Genomic DNA, 15,512 nt, shown 5'->3' on the forward strand with positions numbered 1-15,512 from the left:
CCCCGCCCTTTTTTTTTTTTTTTTTGGGGGGAGGGGGAGCTCGGTTACGACGCCGCGAACTTCAGCAGCTTGATCGCGTCGAAGTTCTGCACGCCGCCGCCCACGCGCTTGGTGGTGTAGAACAGCACGTGCGGGTTGGCCGAGTACGGGTCGCGCAGCACCCGCACCCCGGCGCGGTCGACGATCAGATAGCCCTTCTCGAAGTCGCCGAACGCCACCGCGCAGGCATTGGCCGCGACATCGGGCATGGCCTCGATCTCGGTGACCGGAAAGCCGAGCAGGCTCGCCGACTGGCCCGGCTGCAGGGCCGCGTTCCAGATGTAGTTGCCCTGCGCGTCCTTGAACTTGCGCACGGCGCTGACCGTGCGGCGGTTCATCACGAAGCGGCCGTTCTGGCGGTACTGGGTCTTGGCCGCGTAGATCAGGTCGATCAGCTTGTCGGTCGGGTTGCTGCCCGGCCAGGCGCCGGCCGAACCGGTGGCCACGTAGCCGACCTGACCCCACGCGTACGACGCGTCCGGCGCGGCCGTGTAGGCCATCAGGCCCTTGGGCTTGTTGACGCCATCGCCGTTGACGAAGGCCGTGGTCTCCTGGGCGGCGAAGGCGTCCTGCACCTCCTCGGCCAGCCACTCGTCGATGCTGACATAGGCGTCGTCCAGCAGGGCCTGGGTGGCGGCCGGGCTGGCGTAGAGCTCGCCGGCCGGAAAGTCGATGATGTCCAGGGTCGGGGCCGTGGTCTCCGGCCGCGCGGCGGTCTCGGCCACCCAGGCGGCGGCCAGGCCCGTGGGCGAGACCGGCTTGCGGAAGGTCCCCGCGCCGATGGTGCGCACCTGGCAGATCTCGCGCATCGGCGAGGTGGCCGCCAGGCGCCGCAGGATCTGCCGCTCCAGTTCGGGCGGCGCCACATAGCCGCCGGCCGTGGCGGTCCCTTCCGACAGGCCCTTGGCTTCGAGCAGGGCCGAAGCCGTCTCGCCGGTCTTCACATAGCGGTCGAAGGCGGCCTTGCGCTCGTCGACATGCGCCTGAGGCGCATCAGCCGAAAGAGAGGGACGGCGCAGGTCGGCCATCAGGCGATCGAGCCGGTCCTGGGCGCGGGCCACGGCCTCGTCGATGCGGCCGACCTTCTCCTCCAGCAGCACATCGGCCCGCTTGGTCTCGATCGCCGCCAGCCGCGCGTCATTGGCGGCCTTGAAGCTTTCGAACGCCGTCAGCACCTCGGCCAGCGCCGCGCGGGCCTCGGGCGAGGCCGCGTGTTTGGTTTCCTTCATGGGGATCTCCAGAACGAATGGCCTTCTCCCCTTGCGGGAGAAGGAGGGACCCGCCGGCCAAGGGCCGGTGGGAGGATGAGGGGTCGCGCCGGCGGCGCCGAGAAACCCCTCATCCGACCGCTGTCGCGGCCACCTTCTCCCGCATGGGGAGAAGGAAGTTCAGACGGCTCGCAGCCGCGCCCCAGGCAGCATCGGGAAGGTCACGATCGACACCTCCCAGAGCTCCACGCGGCTCAGCACCCGCAGACGGCCTTGCGTCCGCGCCTTGACCTGGCGAAACCCGATCGAGAGGCCGTCCAGCGCCCCGGCCTCGATCAGCGCCGCGACCAGCCGGCCGCGCGGCGTCGAGCGCAGGACCCGGCCCCGCACGAACAGGCCCTTGGCGTCCTCGAGAACCTCGTCCCAGACGCCGACCGGTTCGGTCTCGTCGTGCTGGTGCAGCATCGCCACCGGCGCGCCCTCGGCGAGGCTGTGGGCGAAGGCGCCGGCGGCGGTGACGTCGTCATTGAGGTCCCGCGTCCAGAACAGCGAGGCGTAGCCCTCGATCGCGAGATCCTTCATTGACCCCGCTCCAGCTTGGCCTCGATCCGCTCCAGCGACTGGCGCGAGGCCTCGGCCTGGGTCTCCAGCCGCGCCAGGCGCTCGGCCACCGGGGCCTGGGCCTCCAGCCGGCGCTGCATCTCGTCGATCCGCGCCGAGGCCTTGCCGGCCCACAGCAGCGCCGCGGCGGCCTGGATCGCGACCGCGACCAGCACCGCGGCCGACACCTGGCGGTCCAAGCGCCAGCGGGTGACCGCGCTGCTCATTGCTCCAGCCCCGCCAGCCGCCGGCGCTCGGCGTCGGTCAGGAAGCTGGCGGCCTGCAGCCGGCTCCACAGCGCGTCGCGCTCGGCCGACAGGGCCGGGACCGCCTCGAGGTCGGGGGCGATGGTCGCGCCGGGGAACTTCGGCCCCAGCCAGCCGCTCAGCGCCCGCGCCGCCCGCTGCGCCAGCGGAACGACGGTCCCGCGCCAGAAGGCGGCGTTGGCCTCGCGATAGTTGGCGTAGGTGTTGTCGCCGGGAATGCCCAGGAGCTGCGGCGGCACGCCGAACGCCAGGGCGATCTCGCGCGCCGCGCCGTGCTTGCCCTCGGCGAAATCCATCTCGGCCGGCGACAGCGACATCGCCCGCCAGTCGAGCCCGCCTTCCAGCAGCAGCGGCCGCCCGGCGTTGGCCGTCCCCGAATGGGCCGAGGCCAGCTCGGTCTTCAGCCGGTCGAACTGCTCGTCGGAAAGGCGGTCGCCGGCGTCCTTGCTCGAATAGACCAGCGCGCCCGACGGCCGGGCCGAATTGTCCAGCAGCGCCTTGTTCCAGGCGCTGGACGCGTTGTGCACGTCGATCGCGAAGGCCGCCGCCTCCAGCGGCGAAAAGCCGTAGTGATCGTTGGTGGGATTGAACAGCTTCAGGTGCAGCACCGGCAGCCAGCCGTCGCCGTCGCGCCCGATCCGCGCCGTGCGCCCGGCGGCCTGGTAGTCATAGGCCAGCGGCCAGCCGCGCGGTCCGGGAACCACGGTCATCCGGTCGGGTCGCAGGGCGTAGAGCTCGCTCGGCGCCCCCTCCCCCGCCGCCTCCAGATAGCCGTTGCCGGCCACCTGCAGCCCGCCGAAGAACGCCTCCATCAGATCGGGCCCGCCCTGCTCGGGATTGGGCCGATCCAGCAGCCGCTTCAGCGGGTGATCATCGGCCCGCCGGCCGTCGACGAACACCACCAGCGGCGTCGCGGCGGCGGCCTCGGCGATCATCCGCACGCAGCGATACGCCACGGGGTTCTTGGCGAACCCCTCGGCGGCCAGCGCGCCATAGTCCCGCGGCGTCCACCGCGGCTGCCCGCTGGTCGTCAGCGCGATCAGCCGCGCGGCCCGGGAGTCCTTGGCTTCCACCGACGAGCGGCGTTTGAAGAGGGGCATGGGATGCTCCCGAGGGTTGAGAACGAATAGGGAACACGATAGGGTAGGCGAATAGCAGCCCTCTCCTCCCCCTTTGGGGGAGGGGGACCAGCGAAGCTGGTGGAGGGGGACAGCACGGGAGACCCGAGCCATGGAGCAAACCCGCCCCGAAACCGTGACCCTGGCCCGCAGCCTCCGGCGCCAAATGTCGCCGCCGGAAGCCCGGCTCTGGAATGCCTTGAGGCGCGGCGGCCTTGAGGGTCTCAAGTTTCGCCGCCAGCACCCCTTCGGTCGCTGCGTGCTGGATTTCTACTGCCCGGCGCTACGCTTGGCGGTCGAAGTCGACGGCGCCTGTCACACCCTCGATCGCGAGCCCGAGCGCGACGCCGCGCGCGATCGATGGCTGAACATTCAGGGGGTCAGAACACTCCGAATCCCGGCGCATGAGGTGATGGACTCCGTGGACAGCGCGCTTGGCGCGATACGCACGTTCATCGCGGAGGCGCGGCGCGCGCCCCCTCCACCGGCTTCGCCGGTCCCCCTCCCCCAAACGGGGGAGGAGAGATAGATTCAGCCTCGCTTCCGCGCGGTTGCCCTCACAGCGCCCTCAGCCTCGGCCGCCCCCGCGCGCCCAGCATCAGCTCGCTCACCGCCCAGACCAGGGCGTCGGCCCGGTCGGGGCTGTGCTCCAGGTCGCCCGAGCCCAGCGCCATCAGCTCCTCCTCCAGGGCCGGGAACGGGCCGCAGTGCAGCACGCGGCCCTGCTCGTACAGCGCCGCCACCGGTTCGGCCCGCGCCCGCTTGCCGATCGAAGCGCGCACCAGCTTGATCGGGCACGGCGGGTCGGCGCCGGCCAGGACCGAGCGGACCATGTCGCCGCCCTGGTTCGCCTCGGCCACCAGGGCGTCGGCGCGCCAGGTTCGAGCCGCGCCAACCGCCCGCGCGGCCCAGCCAGCGGGAGACAAGCCCCGCGCCGTCTCGTCGGCCAGCACGAAGGCGCGGTCGTCGCGGCGGCCGACCACCACGATGCCGCAGGCGTCGCCGGTCGCGGTGGCCGGCGGGTCGACGGCCACCACCACGCGGTCCAGCCGCGCCGGCCGCGCCGCCCGGCAGCGGGCCAGGTCCTCGGCCCGGAACAGGCCGCCGTCGGTCTCGACGATCACGCCGTCCAGCTCCTGGGCCGCCAGCCGGGTGCCGCCATAGAGGGCCTCCAGCGTGCGCAGGAAGGCCGGCGCCAGGTGTTCGGCGTTGGCGGCGGTGGCCGCGCGGGTCACGGCGACGCCGGGCTCGGCCATCAGCGCCTTCAGCGCCCGGATCGGGCGCGGCGTCGAGGTCACCACCAGGCGCGGGTCCTCGCCCAGCCGCAGACCAAAGCGCAGCATGGCCAGGGTTTCGGCGGGCCTGGGCCAGGCGCAGAACTCGTCGGCCCAGGCGGCGTGGAACTGCGGCCCGCGCAGGCTGTCGGGGTCCTCGGCCGAGAAGGCGTAGGCCGTCGCGCCGTTGGGCCAGACCAGCCGCCGACGCGAGGTCTCCCAGCGGGGGCGAAACAGCGGCCCGCCCATCGCCTTGAGCCCAGAGGCGCCTTCGATCATCACCTCGCGCACGTCGTGCAGGGTGGGGCCGACCAGGGCCATCAGCGGATAGGCCAGGGCGTTCAGAGTGATCCACCGCGCGCCGGCGAAGGTCTTGCCCGCGCCCCGGCCGCCCAGCAGCAGCCAGGTCGACCAGTCGTCACGAACCGGGGTCGTCTGATGGATCAGCGGTTCGCCGAGCAGCGCGCTCAGCAGCCGCCGCTGATCCGGCGTCGCCAGCGCCATCATGGCCGCCGTCAGCAGCCTCCGCTCGGCGCTTGAGCTCGCGGAGCTCAGCGAAGCGATCAAAGCGGGCGGCAAGAGCGGCCTGAATCTCCTCGGGCTCGTCGGGAATGCCGTCATGCATGGAAACCTCGTCGTCATTGGCCGCCGCGTCGTCGGCGGACTTCGGAGCCGCGCGCTCCGGGACCATCGTCGCCACCGCCTTGATCGACCGGGCGAAGACCCCGCAGGTCCGCGCCTCCTTTTCGATCTGGGCCTTCTCGGCGGGGTCGTCGCTCTCCAGGAACCTGTCGAGAAGCGTGTCCATCTTCTCGCGGAGGCGGGTCTGCAGCATCTCGCTCCAGCCCGCCGCCTCGTCGCTTCTTCCGGCCATGACACAAAGATACGGCGCCAGCGGGCGCGGATGATCGGCGGGCGCGTAAAAGTGACAAGGCGCTGAATTGGCGGGGTTTTGGTCGGCGAATTCAGAGCATTCAGGCCGCTCAATCCCCGTGGTGGGGGATGCTCCCCCGCTTCTCCTCCCCCTCTTGGGGGAGGTGGATCGCCGCGAATACGCGGCGAGACGGAGGGGGGGCGGCACGCGGGGCGTAGCCTTGGCGCCGGCCCCCTCCACCGGCTTCGCCGGTCCCCCTCCCCCAAAAGGGGAGGAGAGAGTCTGAGACGCCCGCTACCGCCGCCGATAGAGCCAATCCCCCGGCAGCCCCATCCGCCGGCAGGCCTCGTACGGCGGCGCGCCCGGGATCGGGGTCCGGTCGGCCAGCCGCGCCGCGGCGCGGATCACCGCGCCCTCGAACGGCCGGGGCAGCCACTCGCCCCCGAGCCCTAGCACCGCCCGAACCTCCTCCGGAACCAGCCCCACGGCCGCGCGGATCAACGGATGCTGCAGCCGGCTCAACGGCCCGGCGATCCGCACCGCCCGCATCAGATCGAGGAACTCGAACACGATGTCCGACCGCTCCAGGCTCGGCAGGGTCGCCGCCAGCCGGGCCCGCCAGGCGGCCTCGCAGGCCGGCGCGCCGAGCGCCCCGTAAAGCCGCGCCGCCGGCCCCGCCTCGGCGTGGAATCGGTCGCGCTCGGCCTCGCTCAGCGGCGCGACCAGGGCGTGATAGGCGGTGAGGAAGCCAAAGCTGGCGGTCGCCTGCACCCAATCAAGCAGGTCGGCGTCGTCGGCGCGATAGGCCGCGCCGCCGGGCGTCGCGCCGGCCACCCGCGCGTGCTGGCGGCCGACCCCGGCGATCATCGTCTCGGCCACCGACCGCGCGCCATAGACCGTGACCATGGCCGCCAGGCCCGTCCGCCTCAGCCGGCCCAGCGGATCGGCCCGGAAGGTGGAATGCTCCCAGACCCCCGTGCGCACGCGCGGCTCGGCCAGTTCCAGGATCACCGCCGTGATCCCGCCGACGAACAACGCCACCGGGTTCTTGAACACCCGCCACGACACCGAGTCCGGCGCGGCCAGGGCCGGCTCGCCCGGCGGCTGGGCGAAGTCGACGCGCGCCCCGACCGGAACCGCGAAGGCGTCGCGCGCGAGGCGGGCCAGGATGGGCTCAAAGGGCATGCGGACGATCATTTCCTGGTCGATGCGCAGCCTACACCCAACAATCCCGTAACCGCATTGGACTTGTCATGGTACCGCGCCCATATGGCCGCCTGGACCAGTGCGAAGGACGACGAACGTGCATCTGACGGGCGAGCTTCTGATCGGCGGCGAAGGCCGCAAGGGGACCCACGGCGAGATCAAGGGGGTCAATCCCGCCACCGGCGAGACGCTGGAGCCCGCGTTCGGCGGCGCGACCAAGGCCGACGTCGAGGCCGCCGCCGCCCTGGCCGCCGAAGCCTTCGGCCCCTATCGCGCCCTCTCCTACGAGGCCCGCGCCACCTTCCTGGAAGCCATCGCCGAGCATATCGAGGCGATCGGCGATGACCTGATCGTCCGCGTGATGGCCGAGACCGGCCTGCCCCGTCCGCGCCTGGAGGGCGAGCGCGCCCGCACCACCGGCCAGCTGCGCCTGTTCGCCAGCGTGCTGCGCGACGGCGGCTTCCTGGAGGCGCGGATCGATCCGGCCCAGCCGGACCGCAAGCCCCTGCCGCGCCCCGACCTGCGTCTTCGCCAGGTGCCGCTGGGCCCGGTAGCGGTGTTCGGCGCGTCGAACTTCCCGCTGGCCTTCTCGGTGGCCGGCGGCGACACCGCCAGCGCCCTGGCCGCCGGCTGCCCTGTGATCGTCAAGGCCCACCCGGCCCATCCGGGGACCTCGGAACTGGTTGGCCGCGCCATCCAGGCCGCCGTCGCCTCGGTCGGCCTGCACCCCGGGGTCTTCTCGATGATCCACGACAGCGGCTACGAGGTCAGCCAGGCCCTGGTCGCCGATCCGCGGATCAAGGCCGCCGGCTTCACCGGCTCGCGGCGCGGGGGCCTGGCCCTGGCCGCCATCGCCCAGGGCCGTCCCGAGCCGATCCCCTTCTATGCCGAGATGAGCAGCATCAATCCGGTGATCCTGCTGCCGGCCGCCCTGGCCGCGCGCGGCCCGGCCATCGCGCCGGACTTCGTCGCCGCCCTGACCTTGGGCGCGGGCCAGTTCTGCACCAATCCCGGCCTGATCCTGGCCATCGACGGCCCCGAGCTCGACGCCTTCGTCGCGGCCGCCGGCCAGGCCGTCGCCGCCGCGCCGGCCGCCGTCATGCTGACGCCGGGCATCTGCCAGGCGTTCTCGCACGGCGTGGAGGCGCTGGTCGGCGCGCCGGAGGTGACCACCGTGGCGCGCGGCCAGAAGGGCGCGGACGGCTCGCACACCGGCCAGACGGCTCTGTTCAGCGTCGCGGGCGCGGCCTTCCTGGCCAATCCGCGTCTGCACGAGGAGGTGTTCGGGGCGGCCTCGATCGTGGTGCGCTGCGCCGACGCGGCCGAGCTGGCCCGCGTCATCGACGCCCTCGAGGGCCAGCTGACCATCGCCCTGCACCTGGACGCCCCCGACCACGCCCTGGCCGCCCAGCTGCTGCCGGCCCTGGAGCTGAAGGCCGGGCGCATCCTGGTCAACGGTTTCGGCACCGGCGTCGAGGTCGCCCACGCCATGGTCCACGGCGGCCCGTTCCCCTCGACCTCCGACGGCCGGACGACCTCGGTCGGCACGCTGGCCATCGCCCGCTTCCTGCGCCCGGTCAGCTACCAGAACCTGCCCGAAGCCCTGCTGCCGGCGGAGCTCAAGACGGACAACCCGCTCGGGATCGTCCGGCGGGTGGATGGGAAGCTGAAGCTTTAAAAGCTCCTCCCCCTCTGGGGGAGGTGGCCCTTAGGGCCGGAGGGGGCAGCGCGGCCTATGCCGAGAAGGCCCCCTCAGTCACTTCGTGACAGCTCCCCCAGAGGGGGAGCATCCTCAGTGGCTCGCCGCCGGCGGCGGCTTGGCGAGCTTGGCGACGTCCGCCTCGGTCACCGGCTTGGCGTAGTTGTTCCCGAAGTGGGTCCGGACATAGGTGATCGCCTCGGCCATCTGGGCGTTGCTCAGCATGCCGGAGAAGCCCGGCATCGCCCCCTTGCCGCCCGTCACCACCATGATCGGATAGGCCGCGCCGGCCAGCCTGGGATTGTTGGCCAGGGCCGGGATCGTCCCCGCCCCGGTCGCGCCCTTGGCGTCGGCCATGTGGCAGGCCTGGCAGACCTGGCCATAGACCTGCTCGCCGGTCACCGGCTTTTCCACCCGCACCACGCCGCCGGCCGAGTCTTGAGCGGCCACGGGCGCCGCCGCGGGAAAGGCCGCCAGCAGGACGGCCGCTAGAACGATCTTCCGCATGGCTCAGGCCTCCTCGTTACGCTTCCAGGGCGCGCTTGTGCAGACGGGTGATGGCGTCGATGGACGAGAGCAGCGCCCCCTCCATCCAGCAGCCGACATAGGACGCGTGCTCGCCCGCCAGCACGATGCGCCGGTCCATGGCCACCAGGGTCTGGTAGTGTTCCTTGCGGGTCTCCTCGTTCCAGCGCGCGCAGCAGCCCAGGCTCCACGGCACCCGGCTCCAGGCGACCGAGGCGCCGGTGACGAACTCCTTGCGGTAGCTGCCGGGGTGGATCACAGAGCCTTGCGCCAGGGCCGCCTCGATCCGCTGCTCGGGCGTCATGCCCGACAGCCGATACGCGCCCAGGTCCCGGGCGAAGGCGCCCAGCAGCACCGCCGGCCCGTCCTTGAACATGTTGTTGTTCGGATAGGAGATCAGCCCGATCTCCTGATCCGTGAAGCTGTGGCCGCCATAGATGAAGTCGTCCTCCTCCCAGAAGCGGCGCTTCATCTCGAGGCCAATCTTGACCTGGCCCGAATAGGGCACGGCCTTGATGGCGGCCATCATCTGGTCGGTGACCTGCAAATCAAGCTGGCCGAGGATGCCCAGCGGGATGGTGCAGACGCACCAGTCGGCCTTGGCCTCGCTGGCCTTGCCGGTCGCGACGTCGGTGAAGCTGACGGTGACGCCCTTGTCGTCCTGGGCGATCTTGCTGACCTTGGCCCCGTAGGTGATCAGGTCCGACACCTGCCTGGCGAAGGCCTTGCCGATCATGTCCATGCCGCCCACCGGCTGGAACATGGTCGTCTGCATCTCGTAGCCCATGAAGAAGGCCATCGAGGTCCAGACCTGCGGGTCCAGCACGTCGTGCAGGCTGGAAAGGTCCTTGGACGGGATCGGCGCGCCGTTGACCCCGCCGCCGCCGGGGCGCTCGAAGCCGCGATGGGCGGCGGCCTTCAGGCTGGCCGAATACTTGTAGTCGTTGTCCAGCATGCCCCAGCCCTTCAGGGCCTCCAGCAGCCGTTCGCGGTCCTCCTTGGTCACCGCGTCGTCCAGGGCCTTGGCGTTGATCGACTTGGCCAGGAGCTCGGCGATATTGCCCTCGAAGTCGGCGGCGGCGGTGTTGAACCGCACCGGCTTGCCGCCGAACGCCTGGGACGAGTGGATCCAGCCGGAGTGGTTGAACTGGATGAACGGCTCCAGGGCCACGCCGAACTGCTTGCAGTAGTGCAGCAGGGTCCGGTGGTGGTGGGGGATCCGCCAGGGACCGGGGTTCAGGTAGTTGCCGGGCGCGAAGCCGACCTTCTGGGCCGCCCCGCCCAGCTCGGTATAGGTATCTCCTCCACGAAGGGACCAGTTGCGGCCGCCGGCGCGGTTCTGGAACTCCAGGATCTTGACCTTGTAGCCGGCCTTGGTCAGCTCGTAGGCCGCCAGCATGCCGGCGAGGCCCGCGCCCAGCACGATGACGCTGGCGCCGGGCCGCGCCCCTTGCAGGTTAGGCGGGCCGTGGAACTGGGTCTCGGCCGCGTGGCCCAGCGAGGTCATCGCCTGGTACAGCGCGGCCGTCCCGCCGACCTTGGCGATGGCCGAAAGCAGCTGCCGCCGCGTCGGCGTCCTGGCGCCCGAATCCATGAAGCCCTCCCGCTGATCTCCTCGAAAGGGCTAGCAGGGCGGACGGCGGCGGGCAGAGGGCGCGGCGGGGCCGGCGCGAACACGGGGCGCGAAACCCCGATTTATCGGCGCCGAGATCATCCCGATGCGCGCGAACTGTGCAGTGGGATAAGCCCTCCCCCTCGATGGGGGAGGGTTGGGTGGGGGTGATCACGGCCGCGGCGGCCGAACCGTCGCATCACCCCCATCCCCGGCCCTTCCCCCATCGAGGGGGAAGGGAGGCGTGGCTCAGTCCGCCGACAGCATGCCCAGCAGCTTCAGCCGGAACACCATGACGCTGCCGCCGGGGATCGGGCCGTTGTCCTCGGCGCCATAGCCCAGCTCCGGCGGGACATAGAGCACCCACTCGTCGCCGACCTTCATCTTCGGCACGGTCTCCATCCAGGCCTGGACCAGGCCGTCCAGCGGCATGATCGCCGGCTTGCCGCGCTGGAAGCTGCTGTCGAACACCGTGCCGTCCAGCAGCTTGCCCTCGTAGTGGACCTTGATGATGTCGCCGACCTTGGGCGAGGGACCATCCTTGGGGCCGGCGGTCACGACCTTGTACTGCAACCCCGACGGCAGGGTGACGACGCCCGGCTCCTTGGCGTTCTTGGCCAGGAAGGCCTTGCCGGCGGCGGCGGCCGGCGGGGCCGGGGCGTTCAGTTGCGGCGGCGGCGTGACCTGCTGGGCGGACGCGGCGCTGGCGGCGACGACGACGGCCACGGCGGCCAGGGAAGCAAGAAGGCGCATGAAGGGTCTCTCGAACTCGAACCGGTGTCGGTGAGCGCCACCGTAGCCGTCCTTGACCGGAACTTCGCGGCGAAATTTTGGGGAGGGGGGGCGAGCAGAGCTCCGGGAAAGCCAAAGCCGCCGCGCGGGGGAAGCCCCTGGTTGCCAAACCGAACTAGGCTCGCACAATCCGCCGATCATCGCCCATGAGGGTCCGCAGCAGTCGCAGAACGGGAGGCTCCAGCCATAAGGTCACGGCTCCCGCGATCAGCATCGCGACGGCAAGCGCTATAGGCCCGCAATACCCCTTCTCAACTCCCATGGCGGCTAAGCGACCCATAATGACCGCGCCGATACTGTTATGAACGAGATAAAGCGGATACGTGCCGAGCCCCATCAGCCTGATAAGCTTGGCTAAACCCGTCAGCCAACGATCGACTAGCGATCTATGCACGACACTGGCGGTCAACAGCGCGACCGCGCCAAGCCAAAGCAGTATAGCCGCGAAGGCGTTCATGGGGGGCCCGGGGATTTTAACCGACGCCTCATCGAGGATTTCAAGAACCCCGCCCAGCAAAGCAAGCGCTAGGAAGATCAGTCTTCTCGGCTCGGCTCTCTTGAAAAGCACCAACCAAAGCAGAATGCCGCAGGCGAACTCGCAACCATGCGTCAGCAGCAGAAGTTCGCCGAAGCGATGATGAAGCCCTTTTGCGATGAGGGGCGCCATCGGCGCCGCGAGCCATAGCGATGTGCTCGTAAGCGCCAGAACGCAGGCTAGACCATCAATCCAGCCGAACCGTCCCAGGCGCAACAACAACCAGACGAGCCCGTAAAACGCGATCTCGACTCCCAGTGTCCAATAGACGCCATCAATCCAAGGCGGGAACGGGACGAAGAATACGCTTCGGAGATAGGTGGTGAAGACTTCCGAAGGCCTCGAGCCCGCGGCCCACAGCATCACGAGCAGTGTTAGCGACGCGCAGATCGCGGCAGCGGGCCACAAGCGCAGGAAACGACTGCGCGCGAAGCTCGTGGCGCCCACGTTCTCAGCGCTGTAGGCGATAACGAAGCCCGAGATGACGAAGAAGATCTCGACGCCCACCCAACCGGACTGAAACCCCGGCTGGCCAGAGAAAATGCCTTTCGTGAGCCCGTAGGTCGTCGAGCCCTTGACTCCAACCCAGTAGGACAGGTGGAAACATCCCACCATCGTAGCGGCTAGAAACCTAAGTAGGTCCAGACCAGCCAACTGCCTCGATGGCATTTCCGGCCTCCTCAACCTGGCATGCGCCAGCATGCGCACATGAGCATGCTCTGGCCAAAGCTGGGAGCGAAAAGGCGCCTTTGACCGAAACGCGGGCCGCCCGCGAAGCCCCGCTGAACGGCTTAGCTCATAGGAGCATTAAGACCCTCAGCGTGCTCCGCCTTGCCGCAGACGGAGAAGAACGTCCCGTTACGGCATCCCTCCTGGGAGTCATCAAGGGGTTAGGCGCGCCTCCCCCGCCCCGTACGCGTAGACGCCCAGCATCGTCCCGACGAACCCGCCGGCCTTCCTGGTGCTCAGGGTCGTCCCGTCGGCGCCCGCGAGCACCGTCTCCCACCGCCCCTTCGCCGTCCCGTAGGCGAAGTCGAGCACGCCGCCGGTCACCCTGATCCGCAGGTTCAGCGGCGCGCCCGGCTTCAGGGCCAGGGGCTTTTCCGCCGCCACCACCCCGTCCACCGGATCGTCCTTGCCCGTCCGCCTCTCGACCCGCACCAGGGTCTTGCCGCCGGCGCGGACCAGGCCGACGAACCAGTAGAAATCGTCGTTCTGCAGGGCCACCAGCCCAGCCTTGTCCCCGTCGGCGCGGGGCGTAAAGCGCAGGGTGGTCGAGACCGTGGCGTTCATGTGCTGCTGGCGCCGGGCCCACAGCGAGGGCTGCGCGTGGCCGCCCAGGGCGTCGGGCCGGGCCTGGACGCTCAGCGTCCCCCCCTTCACCGACCACAAGCGCGAGGTCGGGATGCGCGGGGTCATCCAGCCTTTCGGCAGCTCCGGACCCGCGAAGGTCTCGGCGACCGTGAACGGTCCGGAGGTCGGCGGCGCGGGGGTCGCCGGGAGCCTCGGCGCGGCGTGGACGTAGGGGATCGGCGTCTTGGCCGGCAGGATCACCGGCCAGCCGTCCTTCCATTCGACCGGCAGCAGGAAGGTCTCGCGGCCGGTGTTGTAGAGATCCTCGCCATAGGGCCGCACCGCCAGGAACGTCGCCCACCACCGGCCGTCGGGGGTGTCGACCAGGTCGGCGTGGCCCGCCGAGGTGATCGGCAGCGGCCGGTCCTTGGGCAGGTCGCGCTGGGTCAGGATCGGATTGTCCGTATAAGGAACATAAGGCCCAGTCACCGTCTTGGCCCGCAGCACCACCTGGCTGTGGCCCTCGGCCGTGCCGCCCTCGGCGGCGACCAGATAGTACCAGCCGTCCTTCTTCAGGATGTGCGGCCCCTCGGGCCAGATCGGCCTGGCGGCCGGGTTGACGCCCTTGTCCAGCAGCACGGTCCTAGGCCCGACGGTCTTCTTGCCGGCGATGTCGTATTCCTGGATCCAGATCGCCCGGTGGCCGGGATACGCGGCCTTCTCCGGCGGCTCGTCATTGTTGACGATCCAGGCCTTGCCGTCGTCGTCGAAGAAGATCGAGCTGTCGATCCCGCCCACCGTCGGCAGCCACACCGGATCAGACCACGGCCCCTTCGGATCCTTGGCCGTGATCAGGAAGTTGCCGCCGCAGTCGACGCAGGTGTTGAGGATGTAGAACAGGCCGTCGTGATAGTCGATCGACGGCGCGAACACCGCCCGCGACAGCCCCAGCCGCTTGAAGTCCAGCATGCCCGGCCGGTCGATGGCGTTGCCGATCTGGGTCCAGTGGACCAGGTCGGTCGAGTGGTGGATCGGCAGGCCCGGGAACCAGGCGAAGGTCGAGTTGACCAGGTAATAGTCCTTGCCGACCCGCGTGATGCTGGGGTCGGGATAGAAGCCCTGGACGATCGGGTTGCGGTACTGGCCCGGCGCGGCCTTGACCGCGTCCGACGGGTCCGAGCCGCTGTAGACGAAGTGGCTGAAGGCGGCGGTGTTGGGGGCGGCGGCGAGCGCCGTGGCCAAGGCGAGTGCGATCATTCCAGTTCCTTCACCCGGTTTTCCCCGCGAAAGCGGGGATCCAAGCCGAGCCTAATGTTTGGCGACGCGTTCCAACCCATGCGCCGCTTGGGTCCCCGCTTTCGCGGGGAAGAACGGTGGTGGTGGCGTTCACCGCCCCGGCGCCGCCCGCAGCGCGGCCGCCACGGCCTCGCGCAGGGGCTTGGGCCGATAGGCGTCGTCATAGAGGGTCGGGCGCTTGGCCAGCTTGTCCTGGCGCGGCCACTGGCCCTGCAGCCACGAGTATTTGTCGACCATCCCCCAGGCCAGCACCTCGCGCACCTGGCGGTAGCTCAGCATCAGGTCGAGATACGCCTTGCCATAGGCCGCCACCGCCGCGTCGCGCGGGCCGATCTCGGCCGGCAGGCCCTTGTCGTGGACGTCGAACTCGGTGATCAGCAGGTCGTAGCCCATGCCCGTGACCTCATCGAGGAAGGCGCGCCAGGCCTTCTCGTCGGGCTTGCCAAAGCCGGTGAAGGTGTCGGCGTTCTCGGCCCCGATGTGGCTCTGCACGCCCAGGGCGTCGACCGGCGTCCCGCGCTTGCGGAAGCCCTCCAAGAGCTTCAGCACGCCGGCTCGGTGGGTCTCCTGCCCGACCTCCCAGCTCATATAGTCGTTATAGACCAGCCGAGCCTTGGGCGCGGCCTCGCGGGCGGTGTGATAGGCCAGGTCCAGCACCGGCTCCTGGCCCATGGCGTCCGACAGGAAGGTGCGGCGGATCGCGCCGTCCTTGGGATCGACCGTCTCGTTGACGACGTCCCACGAGATCATCCGGGGATAGCGGCCGCACAGGGCGCGGATGTGCTCGGTCAGCATCCTGGCGGCCGCCTGCGCCGGGCGCGGGCCGAAGTCGTAGGTCTTGGTCCAGGCCGGAAACCATTGCGGATGGTGCCACAGCAGGGTGTGGCCGCGCAGGGCCTGGCCGTTCGCCTGGGCGAAGGCGGCGATGCGGTCGGCGCGCTCGAAGTCGAAATACTCAGGCCCCCGCGCCCGCACGACGTACCACTTCAGCTCGTTCTCGGGGACCAGCACGCCGCACTCGCGGGCCAAGAGGGCGGCGTATCGCGGATCGTCCAGCAGGGGCGTTCCGACGGCGCTGCCGAAATAGAGCCCCTTGGCGCGGGCCAGGTCGCGCAGGGAGGGCTCGGCCGCCGGCGCGGCGGTCCCGGCCAGGGCCGCGGCGGCCCCGGCGGCCA

Annotated in this window: 14 protein-coding genes; 2 read left to right on the forward strand and 12 right to left on the reverse strand. The window is 70.3% G+C overall.

Annotated features, from left to right (window positions below; genetic code table 11):
- Positions 1 to 44: 44 nt before the first annotated feature.
- The 4 genes from Q0V34_RS19305 to Q0V34_RS19320 form a co-directional block, all read right to left on the reverse strand.
- Positions 45 to 1,268 carry a phage major capsid protein gene (locus Q0V34_RS19305; protein WP_297515533.1) on the reverse strand — a complete coding sequence of 408 codons (1,224 nt, stop codon included), beginning with the start codon at positions 1,266 to 1,268 and terminating at the stop codon, positions 45 to 47.
- A gap of 159 nt (positions 1,269 to 1,427) precedes the next feature.
- On the reverse strand, positions 1,428 to 1,829 hold the full coding sequence (locus Q0V34_RS19310; RefSeq protein ID WP_297515536.1) for an HK97 family phage prohead protease: 402 nt from the start codon (positions 1,827 to 1,829) through the stop codon (positions 1,428 to 1,430).
- Positions 1,826 to 2,074, reverse strand: coding sequence for a hypothetical protein (locus Q0V34_RS19315; protein WP_297515539.1), 249 nt, complete (start codon positions 2,072 to 2,074; stop codon positions 1,826 to 1,828). Before Q0V34_RS19315 ends, Q0V34_RS19310 begins: the two co-directional genes overlap by 4 nt.
- Positions 2,071 to 3,213: a phage portal protein gene (locus tag Q0V34_RS19320; protein ID WP_297515541.1), complete on the reverse strand. Its 1,143-nt coding sequence runs from the start codon at positions 3,211 to 3,213 to the stop codon at positions 2,071 to 2,073. The genes Q0V34_RS19315 and Q0V34_RS19320 overlap by 4 nt, the downstream gene beginning before the upstream one ends.
- A gap of 130 nt (positions 3,214 to 3,343) precedes the next feature.
- On the opposite strand from Q0V34_RS19320, the gene Q0V34_RS19325 reads away from it, so the two are divergent.
- Positions 3,344 to 3,760, forward strand: coding sequence for an endonuclease domain-containing protein (locus Q0V34_RS19325; RefSeq protein ID WP_297515544.1), 417 nt, complete (start codon positions 3,344 to 3,346; stop codon positions 3,758 to 3,760).
- 28 nt (positions 3,761 to 3,788) lie between these two features.
- Here the strand turns inward: Q0V34_RS19325 and Q0V34_RS19330 are convergent, their stop codons facing one another.
- Together Q0V34_RS19330 and Q0V34_RS19335 are read right to left on the reverse strand one after the other, a co-directional pair.
- A complete protein-coding gene (locus Q0V34_RS19330; protein ID WP_297515547.1) occupies positions 3,789 to 5,492 on the reverse strand; it encodes a terminase family protein in 1,704 nt (567 codons plus the stop codon).
- A gap of 181 nt (positions 5,493 to 5,673) precedes the next feature.
- Positions 5,674 to 6,564, reverse strand: coding sequence for an oxygenase MpaB family protein (locus tag Q0V34_RS19335; protein ID WP_297515550.1), 891 nt, complete (start codon positions 6,562 to 6,564; stop codon positions 5,674 to 5,676).
- Positions 6,565 to 6,682: 118 nt separating this feature from the next.
- On the opposite strand from Q0V34_RS19335, the gene Q0V34_RS19340 reads away from it, so the two are divergent.
- Positions 6,683 to 8,263: an aldehyde dehydrogenase (NADP(+)) gene (locus tag Q0V34_RS19340; RefSeq protein ID WP_297515552.1), complete on the forward strand. Its 1,581-nt coding sequence runs from the start codon at positions 6,683 to 6,685 to the stop codon at positions 8,261 to 8,263.
- Between the two features lie 114 nt (positions 8,264 to 8,377).
- Here the strand turns inward: Q0V34_RS19340 and Q0V34_RS19345 are convergent, their stop codons facing one another.
- The 6 genes from Q0V34_RS19345 to Q0V34_RS19370 all read right to left on the reverse strand — a co-directional run.
- Positions 8,378 to 8,791 carry a cytochrome c gene (locus tag Q0V34_RS19345; RefSeq protein ID WP_297515554.1) on the reverse strand — a complete coding sequence of 138 codons (414 nt, stop codon included), beginning with the start codon at positions 8,789 to 8,791 and terminating at the stop codon, positions 8,378 to 8,380.
- Positions 8,792 to 8,807: 16 nt separating this feature from the next.
- Positions 8,808 to 10,403 (reverse strand): flavin monoamine oxidase family protein, encoded by a 1,596-nt coding sequence (locus Q0V34_RS19350; RefSeq protein WP_297515556.1) that lies wholly within the window; start codon positions 10,401 to 10,403, stop codon positions 8,808 to 8,810.
- A gap of 267 nt (positions 10,404 to 10,670) precedes the next feature.
- Positions 10,671 to 11,174, reverse strand: coding sequence for an FKBP-type peptidyl-prolyl cis-trans isomerase (locus Q0V34_RS19355; protein WP_297515559.1), 504 nt, complete (start codon positions 11,172 to 11,174; stop codon positions 10,671 to 10,673).
- 154 nt (positions 11,175 to 11,328) lie between these two features.
- A complete protein-coding gene (locus tag Q0V34_RS19360; RefSeq protein ID WP_297515562.1) occupies positions 11,329 to 12,402 on the reverse strand; it encodes an acyltransferase in 1,074 nt (357 codons plus the stop codon).
- A gap of 228 nt (positions 12,403 to 12,630) precedes the next feature.
- Positions 12,631 to 14,298, reverse strand: coding sequence for a glycoside hydrolase family 43 protein (locus Q0V34_RS19365; protein WP_297515564.1), 1,668 nt, complete (start codon positions 14,296 to 14,298; stop codon positions 12,631 to 12,633).
- Between the two features lie 129 nt (positions 14,299 to 14,427).
- Positions 14,428 to 15,512, reverse strand: a 1,085-nt coding sequence (locus Q0V34_RS19370) for an endo-1,4-beta-xylanase (protein ID WP_297515567.1), incomplete at its 5' end; no start/stop codon positions are given.

The sequence above is a fragment of the uncultured Caulobacter sp. genome, from assembly GCF_947036865.1.
Classification (GTDB): domain Bacteria; phylum Pseudomonadota; class Alphaproteobacteria; order Caulobacterales; family Caulobacteraceae; genus Caulobacter.

Coding starts and splice junctions, on each gene's coding strand:
- Q0V34_RS19305 (WP_297515533.1), bottom strand. CDS start 1,268: ATGAAGGAAACCAAACACGCGGCCTCGCCCGAGGCCCGCGCGGCGCTG.
- Q0V34_RS19310 (WP_297515536.1), bottom strand. CDS start 1,829: ATGAAGGATCTCGCGATCGAGGGCTACGCCTCGCTGTTCTGGACGCGG.
- Q0V34_RS19315 (WP_297515539.1), bottom strand. CDS start 2,074: ATGAGCAGCGCGGTCACCCGCTGGCGCTTGGACCGCCAGGTGTCGGCC.
- Q0V34_RS19320 (WP_297515541.1), bottom strand. CDS start 3,213: ATGCCCCTCTTCAAACGCCGCTCGTCGGTGGAAGCCAAGGACTCCCGG.
- Q0V34_RS19325 (WP_297515544.1), top strand. CDS start 3,344: ATGGAGCAAACCCGCCCCGAAACCGTGACCCTGGCCCGCAGCCTCCGG.
- Q0V34_RS19335 (WP_297515550.1), bottom strand. CDS start 6,564: ATGCCCTTTGAGCCCATCCTGGCCCGCCTCGCGCGCGACGCCTTCGCG.
- Q0V34_RS19345 (WP_297515554.1), bottom strand. CDS start 8,791: ATGCGGAAGATCGTTCTAGCGGCCGTCCTGCTGGCGGCCTTTCCCGCG.
- Q0V34_RS19350 (WP_297515556.1), bottom strand. CDS start 10,403: ATGGATTCGGGCGCCAGGACGCCGACGCGGCGGCAGCTGCTTTCGGCC.
- Q0V34_RS19355 (WP_297515559.1), bottom strand. CDS start 11,174: ATGCGCCTTCTTGCTTCCCTGGCCGCCGTGGCCGTCGTCGTCGCCGCC.
- Q0V34_RS19365 (WP_297515564.1), bottom strand. CDS start 14,298: ATGATCGCACTCGCCTTGGCCACGGCGCTCGCCGCCGCCCCCAACACC.